Source organism: Cellvibrio sp. (assembly GCF_053579595.1).
Window position 1 is genome coordinate 1 of sequence record NZ_JBRFPI010000153.1, and the last position, 9,816, is coordinate 9,816.

General features: G+C 50.4%; 12 protein-coding genes. 10 read left to right on the forward strand and 2 right to left on the reverse strand.

Features of this window, described 5'->3' with window-relative positions; genetic code table 11:
• The first annotated feature begins 43 nt into the window (after positions 1 to 43).
• The 8 genes from ACWA6V_RS10945 (at position 44) to ACWA6V_RS10980 (ending at position 6,873) form a co-directional block, all read left to right on the forward strand.
• Positions 44 to 1,102: a LysM peptidoglycan-binding domain-containing protein gene (locus tag ACWA6V_RS10945; protein ID WP_449522519.1), complete on the forward strand. Its 1,059-nt coding sequence runs from the start codon at positions 44 to 46 to the stop codon at positions 1,100 to 1,102.
• A 52-nt stretch (positions 1,103 to 1,154) separates the two neighbouring features.
• Positions 1,155 to 2,309 carry a DNA-processing protein DprA gene (gene dprA, locus ACWA6V_RS10950; RefSeq protein WP_449522520.1) on the forward strand — a complete coding sequence of 385 codons (1,155 nt, stop codon included), beginning with the start codon at positions 1,155 to 1,157 and terminating at the stop codon, positions 2,307 to 2,309.
• Positions 2,310 to 2,382: 73 nt separating this feature from the next.
• A complete protein-coding gene (locus tag ACWA6V_RS10955; protein WP_449522521.1) occupies positions 2,383 to 2,952 on the forward strand; it encodes an L-threonylcarbamoyladenylate synthase in 570 nt (189 codons plus the stop codon).
• A gap of 117 nt (positions 2,953 to 3,069) precedes the next feature.
• Entirely contained in the window at positions 3,070 to 3,990 is a 921-nt protein-coding gene (gene hemF, locus ACWA6V_RS10960) for an oxygen-dependent coproporphyrinogen oxidase (RefSeq protein WP_449522522.1), read from the forward strand.
• Between the two features lie 64 nt (positions 3,991 to 4,054).
• Entirely contained in the window at positions 4,055 to 4,885 is an 831-nt protein-coding gene (gene aroE, locus ACWA6V_RS10965) for a shikimate dehydrogenase (RefSeq protein WP_449522523.1), read from the forward strand.
• Between the two features lie 65 nt (positions 4,886 to 4,950).
• Entirely contained in the window at positions 4,951 to 5,391 is a 441-nt protein-coding gene (locus ACWA6V_RS10970; RefSeq protein ID WP_449522524.1) for a YqaA family protein, read from the forward strand.
• A 139-nt stretch (positions 5,392 to 5,530) separates the two neighbouring features.
• A complete protein-coding gene (locus tag ACWA6V_RS10975) occupies positions 5,531 to 6,211 on the forward strand; it encodes a hypothetical protein (protein WP_449522525.1) in 681 nt (226 codons plus the stop codon).
• Positions 6,212 to 6,363: 152 nt separating this feature from the next.
• Positions 6,364 to 6,873: a hypothetical protein gene (locus ACWA6V_RS10980; RefSeq protein ID WP_449522526.1), complete on the forward strand. Its 510-nt coding sequence runs from the start codon at positions 6,364 to 6,366 to the stop codon at positions 6,871 to 6,873.
• Between the two features lie 69 nt (positions 6,874 to 6,942).
• Here ACWA6V_RS10980 and ACWA6V_RS10985 read toward each other — a convergent pair whose 3' ends face one another.
• Positions 6,943 to 7,839 (reverse strand): LysR family transcriptional regulator, encoded by an 897-nt coding sequence (locus tag ACWA6V_RS10985; protein WP_449522527.1) that lies wholly within the window; start codon positions 7,837 to 7,839, stop codon positions 6,943 to 6,945.
• A 164-nt stretch (positions 7,840 to 8,003) separates the two neighbouring features.
• On the opposite strand from ACWA6V_RS10985, the gene ACWA6V_RS10990 reads away from it, so the two are divergent.
• Positions 8,004 to 8,441: a DoxX family protein gene (locus ACWA6V_RS10990; RefSeq protein WP_449522528.1), complete on the forward strand. Its 438-nt coding sequence runs from the start codon at positions 8,004 to 8,006 to the stop codon at positions 8,439 to 8,441.
• A gap of 74 nt (positions 8,442 to 8,515) precedes the next feature.
• Positions 8,516 to 9,208 carry a pirin family protein gene (locus ACWA6V_RS10995; protein WP_449522529.1) on the forward strand — a complete coding sequence of 231 codons (693 nt, stop codon included), beginning with the start codon at positions 8,516 to 8,518 and terminating at the stop codon, positions 9,206 to 9,208.
• A 30-nt stretch (positions 9,209 to 9,238) separates the two neighbouring features.
• Here ACWA6V_RS10995 and ACWA6V_RS11000 read toward each other — a convergent pair.
• A partial coding sequence (locus ACWA6V_RS11000; RefSeq protein ID WP_449522530.1) for a fumarylacetoacetate hydrolase family protein occupies positions 9,239 to 9,816 on the reverse strand: 578 nt, incomplete at its 5' end.

Genomic DNA, 9,816 nt, shown 5'->3' on the forward strand with positions numbered 1-9,816 from the left:
ACGTCTATCTGCCTCAGGACCGAATAAAACAGGATCGGTTTCTATGAAAAAAATATTACTGGCCGTCGCGGCGGCTTCACTCATCAGCTTCTTTTCCTGGGCGGATGATGCACTTCTTAAAACGGGTCACCCCGATGAATACACTGTCAAAAAGGGCGACACCCTTTGGGATATTTCGGGCACCTTTTTGAATAGCCCTTGGCTCTGGCCAGAGATTTGGCATGTTAACCCCCAAATTGAAAATCCTCACCTGATTTTCCCCGGTGATCTGATCAAGCTGATTTATTTGGATGGCCAACCGCGCCTAACGGTCGAGCGCACCCTGAAAATGGTGCCGGGTGCTGCCGGTAGCGGCATAAATGGGGCGACCAAACTGAGCCCCAGCATCCGTGTCCAAAGTACGGAAGATGCAATCACCGCAATTCCACTCGATAAGATTGATGCTTTTTTGTCGCGCAGCCGTATCGTTGCGCAAGGCGAGCTGGAAGCGGCACCTTATATGCTGGCCGGCCAGCAGCAACACGTGATTGTCGGTGCTGGCGACCGTGCCTATGCACGCGGCCAGTTTGATACCAATTACTCCAACTACAGCATTTATCGCAAAGGTCAGGCATTTAAAGACCCTGTAACTAAAGAATTTCTCGGCGTTTACGCGCAAGGCATAGGCACAGTGTCTGTTGAGAAAATCGATGCTGAAATTGCCACCCTGAATATCCTACGCACCTATGAAGAGGTTCGCCCTGGCGATAACCTGCTTCCAAGCGAAGACCGTTCGGTTGACTCGGTGTTCTTCCCCAGCGCACCTGATACTGAAATAGAAGCACAAATCATTGCTGTTGAAGGCGGCGTGACCCAAGTAGGCAAATTCAATGTTGTCATTATCAATCGCGGTGAACGCGAAGGGCTGCAAATCGGCAATGTCTTGGCGATCTATAAAAAAGGTGAGGTGGTTACCGACCGCGTCCGAGGTGGCAAAGTTGACCTGCCGGATGAGCACGCTGGCTTGCTGATGGTATTCCGCACTTTTGAGAAGATGAGTTTTGCTTTGGTTCTGGAGGCAGATCGCGCCCTTTCCGTCAACGACAAAGTACGCAACCCATAATTTTGAGTAGGTTGGCTGCCCGCCCAGGCAGCCTGTTTCAAGGATGATATCTATGCTATCCCCGCTCGCTGCTACCCTGCTAGTTTTACGTCTCCCCGATGTGGGTGTTGCCGGTTACTGGCAACTGCTTGAATTAGTCGAAAGCCCTCAACAATTGCTCAGTCAGCCTATTCAATCCTGGCGCTCCCTGCTCAATCCGGCTGCTGCCGACATGCTTGCCCGGTTTAACTCAGACCCTGAAGGTAGTGATGTTGGGAAAAAACTGGCAGCCGAACTGGCCTATATCGAGTCCCAACCCGGCCTGCATTGCCTTACTTATGACAATCCGTTTTATCCGCGCTTGTTGCGCGAAATCCCCCGCCCCCCACCTCTGCTCTATGTGCGCGGTGACCCAACCTGCCTCAGCCTACCTCAACTGGCAATCGTCGGCAGCCGCAACCCCAGTGGTGGCGGCAGCGAAAACGCCGAGCGCTTTGCGCATTACCTTGCCGAGCGCGGTTTTGCGATCACCAGTGGTTTGGCTCTGGGGATAGATGCGGCGGCTCACCGCGGTGCCCTGCGCGCGGGCGGTAAAACTATCGCGGTGATGGGTACCGGAATCGATTTGATCTACCCTTCCCGCCATCGCCAATTAGCGCAAGAGATCGTCGATAGCGGCGGCGCCCTGGTGAGTGAATTTCCCCTTGGAACTTCCTCCCACGCCAGCAATTTTCCCCAGCGCAACCGCATCATCAGCGGCCTTAGTGGCGGCACGCTGGTGGTTGAGGCGGCGGTGCAAAGTGGTTCCCTGATTACAGCCTCCTATGCGTTACAGCACGATCGCGAAGTGTTTGCGATCCCGGGATCTATCCATAACCCGCTGGCGCGCGGATGCCATCAATTGATTCGTCAGGGTGCGACATTGGTGGAAACGGCACAAGATATTGTCGATCAACTCGCCGGGTTGCTCAGTTATAAGCGTCAAGAGGTGAAATCGGCCAGGGCAGCGCAACCGGAATTGTTTACTGAACCTGCTGTCGGCGATGAGGGGCCGCAGCTGGGTGAGGATGAGCGTTACCTGCTTCAGGCACTGGGTTATGACCCGCTCCCGGTCGATCTGCTTGCGGAGCGCACTGGCCTGGAAGTGGGCAATTTGTCGGCGCAGTTGATTGGCTTGGAAATCAAAGGCTTGATCCAGCAAGTGGGCGCTTGTTATCAGCGCCTATGATCAGCTGCATGAATTCTTGAGCTTGCATCATAGCTGGGGTAGATTGGCAGTAACTTGATAATAGGTATTGTCCATGATCGATTGGTCGCGTAATCCCCGGGTGCAATTTGCCGCCCGTCAAATGAAACTGGGCGGTGTTGTTGCCTATCCAACTGAAGCCGTGTGGGGGCTCGGGTGTAATCCGTTTGATGAAGGAGCGGTGCTGGAGCTGTTGGCACTCAAGGATCGCCCGGTAGAAAAGGGCCTGATCCTGGTCGCGGCAGATATCCGCATGTTTGATCCTTTTATCCATCATTTGGATGACCTGCAGCGCCAGCGGTTAAAAAATTCCTGGCCAGGTCCTTATACCTGGTTGGTACCTAATAACGGGCTGATCCCCGACTGGATAAGCGGTAGTTTCAGTAGTGTTGCGCTGCGGGTAACCGATCACCCTGTCGCTGCCGGTTTATCGCGCGCATTTGGCGGGCCTCTCGTTTCTACCTCCTGCAACCCGCAAGGCTTGGCACCGGCCACGAATATCCATCAGGTGCGCCGCTATTTTGGCAACCAGTTGGATGCAATCACGGCTGGACAGGTCGGCAAGCGCACCGCCCCGTCAGAGATTCGCGACCTGCTGACTGGTGCGATTGTCCGCCCGGGCTGATTTGCCCCCGCAGCCAGATTGGCATCAAAGCCCCGCTAACTAGTTTTCCCCTTTCGCTGCTGGCCGCGTAGAATGGCGGCCTTTCTTGATTAGCCAAACCAACGCTAAGGAACTCTCATGACCACATCTCATGGGCCGGATAAAGCCGGCGTCAAAGCCTATTTGCTTGATCTACAAGAGCGCATTTGCAATGGCCTTGCCGCAGAAGATGGTGGCGCGCAGTTTGTTGAAGACAGTTGGACCCGCAAAGAAGGTGGCGGTGGTCGCTCGCGCGTGCTAACTGACGGCGCAGTGATCGAAAAAGGCGGCGTGAACTTCTCCCATGTGTACGGCACTCAAATGCCTGCCTCGGCGACAGCACATCGCCCCGAATTAGCAGGCCGCGCCTTTGAGGCCATGGGGGTGTCGTTGGTTATACATCCGCACAACCCTTATGTCCCGACAAGCCACGCCAATGTACGTTTTTTTATCGCCGAAAAAGAAGGCGCAGCGCCCGTATGGTGGTTTGGTGGCGGTTACGATTTGACCCCCTACTATGGCAACGAGGCTGATGTTATCCACTGGCACCAGACCGCTAAAAATGCCTGCGATCCACTCGGTGAACACCTCTATCCCAAATTTAAAAAATGGTGCGATGACTATTTTTATTTGAAACATCGCGATGAAGCGCGCGGCGTCGGCGGATTATTTTTTGATGATTACAACGCAGAAAGTTTTGCGCACAGTTTTGCGTTGATGCAAGCCGTGGGCAACAGCTACGTACCCGCCTACCAGCCCATTGTAAGCGCACGTAAAGCTGCACCGTTTACGGAACGCGAGCGCGATTTCCAACTCTATCGTCGTGGTCGCTATGTGGAATTTAATCTGGTGTACGATCGCGGTACTTTATTCGGTTTGCAAACTGGCGGGCGCACCGAATCAATTCTAATGTCGCTGCCGCCGCTGGTGCGCTGGGAATACAACTGGCAACCGGAAGCAGGTAGTGCTGAAGCAGAACTCTACGAGAAATTTTTACCGCATCGCGATTGGCTGAAATAATGTGTTGCCAATCTTGATAACCGATTTTGAATGTTCTTTTTTGATCTTAGGTGTTGGATAGCTCATGACCGATTTATATGCCGTGTTTGGCAACCCGATTAACCACAGCAAGTCGCCCCATATCCATCGCCAGTTTGCCGAGCAAACCGGGCAAGATATGCATTACACCAAACAACTCGTGAACGAAGGCGAATTTGAAAAAAATGCGCAGGAATTTTTTGCGCAGGGCGGCAAAGGTTTGAATATCACTGTGCCATTTAAATTAAACGCGTTCGACTTTGCGCAAAAACGCACTGCGCGCGCTGAACGTGCAGGCGCAGTCAATACACTGGCAAAATTAAGCGATGGCACTATCCTCGGCGACAATACCGATGGCATCGGCATGATCCACGATATGCACAATCTCGGTTGGGAACTGGAAGGCAAGCGCATTTTAATTCTCGGTGCAGGCGGTGCTGTGCGCGGTATCTTGCAACCTCTGCTGGAAGAACAACCGGCCCAAGCAGTGATCGCTAACCGCACACAAAGCAAAGCGGAAGAATTGGCAAAAAATTTCCATGACCTTGGCGATGTACAGGCAAAAACATTCGAGCAATTGCACGGTGAAGTATTTGACCTGGTGATCAATGGTACCTCGGCGAGTATGCAAGGTGAATTGCCGCCACTGCCTGATAATTTACTCGCGGCTAACGCATGCTGTTACGACATGATGTATGGCCCGGAACCAACGATATTTTTACGCTGGGCTAAAGAGCGCGGCGCTGCACAGGTTGCCGACGGCTTGGGCATGTTAATCGGCCAGGCCGCAGAAGCATTTTATTTGTGGCGACAAATCCGTCCAGAAGTAGTGCCTGTTATTACGGCGATGCGCCGCCAAATTGCCGAGAAAAAATAAATTTTCCGATGCGCCCAAACATGCTTTGGGCGCTACTTCCGTGTTGATCATCTCACCGTGGCGCCATGATTTATCTCTCGCTATTTTTTACCGCGCTTATCGCCGCCACACTTTTCCCCCTTTCATCTGAAGCGCTGCTCGTCACGCTGCTCTATCAACACTACACCCCCTGGTTATTGTGGTTGGTAGCAACCAGTGGTAATACTTTGGGTTCCTGCATCAATTGGTATTTGGGCAAGCAGTGTTTGCACTGGCAAGATAAAAAATGGTTTCCGGTTAAACCGGCACAATTGGCGCGCGCACAGCAGCGTTTCCAGCGCTATGGCCTAGCGTCATTGTTGTTTGCCTGGGTTCCTGTCATTGGCGACCCCCTCACTTTTTTCGCCGGCGTGATGCGCATTCGTTTTTGGCAATTTTTGGTGTTGGTTGCGATAGGGAAAGCACTGCGCTATGCATTTGTTGTGGCGCTTGCCATCAGCGCCTTTGGTTTTTTGGCCGTCGAGTAAGGGCAAACAATTAACGGATTAACATGATTTATAAATGCAGCAAGTAATGCTGCAAAAACATCATATTGGCGCCAAAATCTACTGAAAATTATTTTCATTCTGTTATTCTCTTCCTCTATTCAATAGGGACGGATGCAGTATGAATAAAGTCATTTTTACTTTTTCTATTCTTATTTCTGCCGGAGTAGGTTATTTGGCAGGCAAAAACAACAATGACTCTGTGCTATTAGCACAGCCAACGGCAATATCCGTACAAAAAAACCTCATTGAACCCATCGGCTCTGGTGCCTTACCCCAAAATACGAATGAAAATAACTTTCATGATATTGGCGGGGGATCGCCCGGGCAGCAGAAATCCCCTCCTTCAGAGCTAGCGATAGACCCGCCGGACCAGCATCAGATCGATGCCATCAAAGCAGAATATGAATTCAAGCAGCGCTCCGACGCCTTTACAAATTGGCTGACTAAAAATCAGGAAACTAAACCCTGGTTTGATCTGGGCGTTGAAATGCGCGGGCGGTTCGACGCGGAAGAGACGGACCATAGTTGGGCCAACGAAGAAGAAGGACATATCCAATCACTGTTCGCGCAAGAACAGGTCTTGGCGGGTATAGCCGTTAAATCCACCCAATGTAAATCCACCCAATGCCAAATCACTATCAGCGTGATGGATCAGAATCATGCCAATGAAACGGCAATGGCGATTACTAAAGCATTGGGCGGCGAAAAATTTTCCCAAATTATTATTGATAGCCAAGTGCGGCAGGGTGAAACCATTTTTTACGTAGCGCGTAACGAGAAAGGATTTGAGTTTAAGTAAATAACCACTTGGCTCAATTATCTGAAACGGAATTTAGATAGAACAAGTATTGATGAATACGGTTGTCTATTCGAACCAAGATAGATGACTAATCAGGGAGATGTCATTAAATACTTATTATTATTTTTAATACTGGAATTAGGGATATTTTAATGAAATTATTTAAAATTATTTCAGCTATAACTGTTAGCTACCTAGCGCTTGCGTCTTTTTCAGCGTTTGCAAACACACCAGCTTCTTGCTCGTGGGAAATCACCAGCTCCACGTCAACTCCGACACAACAAACAACCTATCAGCGCTGCAAAGACAATAGCAGCGGTGCATGGTTTGCCACCAGAACACTGGTATCTTCTGCACCATTTACCTCTCCCCCAGCATGCACAATTAGTGTGATTGGGAATACCGTAAATAATGGCACTTGTTTGCAACCAATTTTGGTTAGAACCAGTACCGCTTGCCAATCGGGGGTAGTTTTGGGTCAATCGTGTAAATTCACTAATGGTGTCCCCAATCCAGGACCTAATGACATGGGAAGATATGTGATGTGTGGTGATGCTAGTTGTCCACTAAACACTACTGAAAAAGGCTACAACAGCCAATGTAAACCTGGCTCACAAACTCAGCAATATAATAATCCAATAATAGAGTGGTCCTGCCGTTAACATTGAGCCTATTGTTAGTGCAGTAAGTTAAGACGTAGAGAGCCCGTTTTTATTTTTGAAGCGGGCTTTCTATTGTTGTAACCAATTTGTTTTTGCGCAAGCATCCACAAACCACTTTAACGCTTTACCCGAATTGTTTTTTCGCCACGCCATATAAAGCGGAATATTCGGGCGCGGTACCGCACAATCCAATTCGATTAGCTCACCTCGTAATAACTCTTGTTGAATTAAATGTTTCGGTAAAAACCCCACACCAACGCCCATCATTTGCGCTTGAATTTTTGCGTCGGCATGGGCGACGCGGATAATCTGGCGGCTTTCCAATAATCCTGATGAGCGCGCTGGTGAGCTGAGTGAAGAGTCTGCCATCACAATGGTTGGAAAGGCTTGAATCGCAGCGGCGTCTACTGGCCCCTTGTGTAAACAGAGTGGATGGTCGCGCGCCACGGCAAATACAAATTCCACTTCCCCCATCAGACGGTATTCAAAAATTCCCTTCGGCAGATCACCGCTCGCGCCGAGCGCCAGATCGCAGCGCTCGGCAATCAGTGCATCCCAAGTTCCGCCCAATACTTCTTCGCTGATGGTAATCGCAACGCGTTTGTCGAGCAGGTTAAACGCGTTGATCTGTTGCAATAGGGGCGCAAGTGGCAGGACTGTGTCTTTGGCGATGCGCAGCTGCGTCTCCCAGCCGGATTCCAATTGTTGCACCGCCTCTTCTATCGCATTAGCTGCTTGTAGCAACTGTCTCCCCTGTTCCAGTAACAAACGCCCCGCTGCAGTTAGCTGCGCACGTTGTTTGGTACGATCAAAAAGGTTGATGCCAAGGTCTGACTCCAGCTTCTGCACCGTATAAGACAAGGCCGATGGCACCTTGAACAAGGCTTCGGCCGCTGCACCAAAACTGCCTTTGCGGTCAATCGCATCAAGGACTCTAAGGGCATCCAGGGTGATGGCATGGTGCATGGCGATGGCTTCCAGTCGATTATCAAAAAATTTGAACTAACAGCTCAAAATCTTCCGCTTTTTTGTTGCCGGGTACAAGCCTAATCTAGCAACAAGTGAGGCGAACAAGCAGTTAGCACGGCGCCAAACCAACTAACCCAACGTCACATATTTCGGAGTTCATCATGAGCACAATCGCTAAAGTTTTCGCCACCAATAACAGCTTCTCCGCACTGGCACTGCGGTTACCGCTGGGAATTATCTTTGCCGCCCACGGCGCGCAAAAACTGTTTGGCTGGTTCGGCGGCTACGGTTTGGACGGTACCGGTAAATGGATGGCATCGATCGGTCTTGAGCCAGGTGTCCTGCTCGCGGCTCTGTCAGGTTCAGCTGAATTTTTCGGCGGACTGTTCCTGATCCTCGGTTTGTTGACCCGCCCAAGCGCGTTGGTGCTGGCCGTGACCATGGTGGTGGCGATCTTCTCGGTGCACATCAACAACGGTCTGTTTATGAGCAACAACGGTTATGAATTTGGTTTGGCGTTACTGGCAGGTGCATTATCGCTGCTGATCTCTGGCGGTGGTCGCGCAAGTGCCGACAGCATAATTGCCAACAAAATCTAAACCGGCATTAACACCCTGCAAACATACTGACACGCGGCGCTTGCCTAAAGCGCCGCAAAAAAATGAGGTGACCTATGATCAATATCAGACGCAGTAACCAGCGCGGCGGTGCCGACTTCAGTTGGTTGAAGAGTAAGCACACTTTTTCATTCGGTAATTATTACGACGATCGCCAGATGGGATTTTCGGCTCTGCGGGTGATTAACGATGACCGCGTTGCAGCAGATTCAGGTTTCGACACCCACGGACATCGCGATATGGAGATTATCAGTTACGTCCTCGACGGCGAAATCGCCCACAAAGATAGCGCTGGCAATGTAGCGACTTTGCCACCCGGTGAGTTCCAATTGATGTCAGCAGGTAGTGGTATTCGTCACAGCGAATTTAATCCGTCGCAAACAAAAGAGTTACATTTTTTGCAAATTTGGATTCAACCGAATGTGTATGGTCAAGCACCGGGTTACCAGCAAAAAGATTTTGGCAGCAAAAAAGGTCTAACACTTGCTGTGAGTCCTGACGGTGAAGCGGGTAGTTTGGTGATCAAACAGGATGCGCGTTTGTACCAACTGTTACTCGATGGTAATACCAGTGCTGAATTGCCTGCATCGAAAAAACGTAAATACTACGTACATGTGATCAACGGCGAGTTGGCGATTGAAGGTGAAATCGTAAAACCGGGCGATGGCGCAAAAATCGAAGACATTAATAGTCTGGTGATGGTTGCACAGCAAAAAGCGGTGAAGGCGTTGGTGTTTGATTTGCCGTAATCAGTGGCCATTAAAAACAGGGCTGAAAAATCAGCCCTGTTTTTGTGTAACCAGAATATTCAGCTCTTGCGCAAACCCTTCCAATTTTGCACATAATTTATCGCCGGGTTTTACTTGTCCGACGCCCGCCGGTGTTCCAGTAAAAATCAAATCCCCCGCTTCCAGTTTGATATAGCGCGAGACTTCCGCAATCAATTCCGGAATTGACCAGACCATAGTGCGCCAATCGCCGCGCTGTACTTCTTCGTTGTTGCGCATTAATACCAGATCGCCGTATTGTTCCAAATCATCCATTGAGCCGCGCTGAATTGCAGTGCAGGGCGCAGAGCCATCAAAGCCTTTGCCGAGTTCCCAGGGGCGCCCCAGTTTTTTGGCTTCTTTTTGGCGGTCACCGCAGGTCATATCCAAACCCACACCAAAACCAAACACATAGTCTGCCGCAGCGGCGATGGGAATTTGCGTACCGGATTTTCCCAGCGCAATCACTAATTCAAGTTCATGTTCGACCTGTTGCGAAAAATGCGGATAAATAAAATCGGTATTATTTTGTGCCAGCGCACTTTGCGGTTTAAAAAAGAAAAACGGCGGTTCGCGCTCGCGGTCATGGC

Coding starts and splice junctions, on each gene's coding strand:
- ACWA6V_RS10945 (WP_449522519.1), top strand. CDS start 44: ATGAAAAAAATATTACTGGCCGTCGCGGCGGCTTCACTCATCAGCTTC.
- dprA (WP_449522520.1), top strand. CDS start 1,155: ATGCTATCCCCGCTCGCTGCTACCCTGCTAGTTTTACGTCTCCCCGAT.
- ACWA6V_RS10955 (WP_449522521.1), top strand. CDS start 2,383: ATGATCGATTGGTCGCGTAATCCCCGGGTGCAATTTGCCGCCCGTCAA.
- hemF (WP_449522522.1), top strand. CDS start 3,070: ATGACCACATCTCATGGGCCGGATAAAGCCGGCGTCAAAGCCTATTTG.
- aroE (WP_449522523.1), top strand. CDS start 4,055: ATGACCGATTTATATGCCGTGTTTGGCAACCCGATTAACCACAGCAAG.
- ACWA6V_RS10970 (WP_449522524.1), top strand. CDS start 4,951: ATGATTTATCTCTCGCTATTTTTTACCGCGCTTATCGCCGCCACACTT.
- ACWA6V_RS10975 (WP_449522525.1), top strand. CDS start 5,531: ATGAATAAAGTCATTTTTACTTTTTCTATTCTTATTTCTGCCGGAGTA.
- ACWA6V_RS10980 (WP_449522526.1), top strand. CDS start 6,364: ATGAAATTATTTAAAATTATTTCAGCTATAACTGTTAGCTACCTAGCG.
- ACWA6V_RS10985 (WP_449522527.1), bottom strand. CDS start 7,839: ATGCACCATGCCATCACCCTGGATGCCCTTAGAGTCCTTGATGCGATT.
- ACWA6V_RS10990 (WP_449522528.1), top strand. CDS start 8,004: ATGAGCACAATCGCTAAAGTTTTCGCCACCAATAACAGCTTCTCCGCA.
- ACWA6V_RS10995 (WP_449522529.1), top strand. CDS start 8,516: ATGATCAATATCAGACGCAGTAACCAGCGCGGCGGTGCCGACTTCAGT.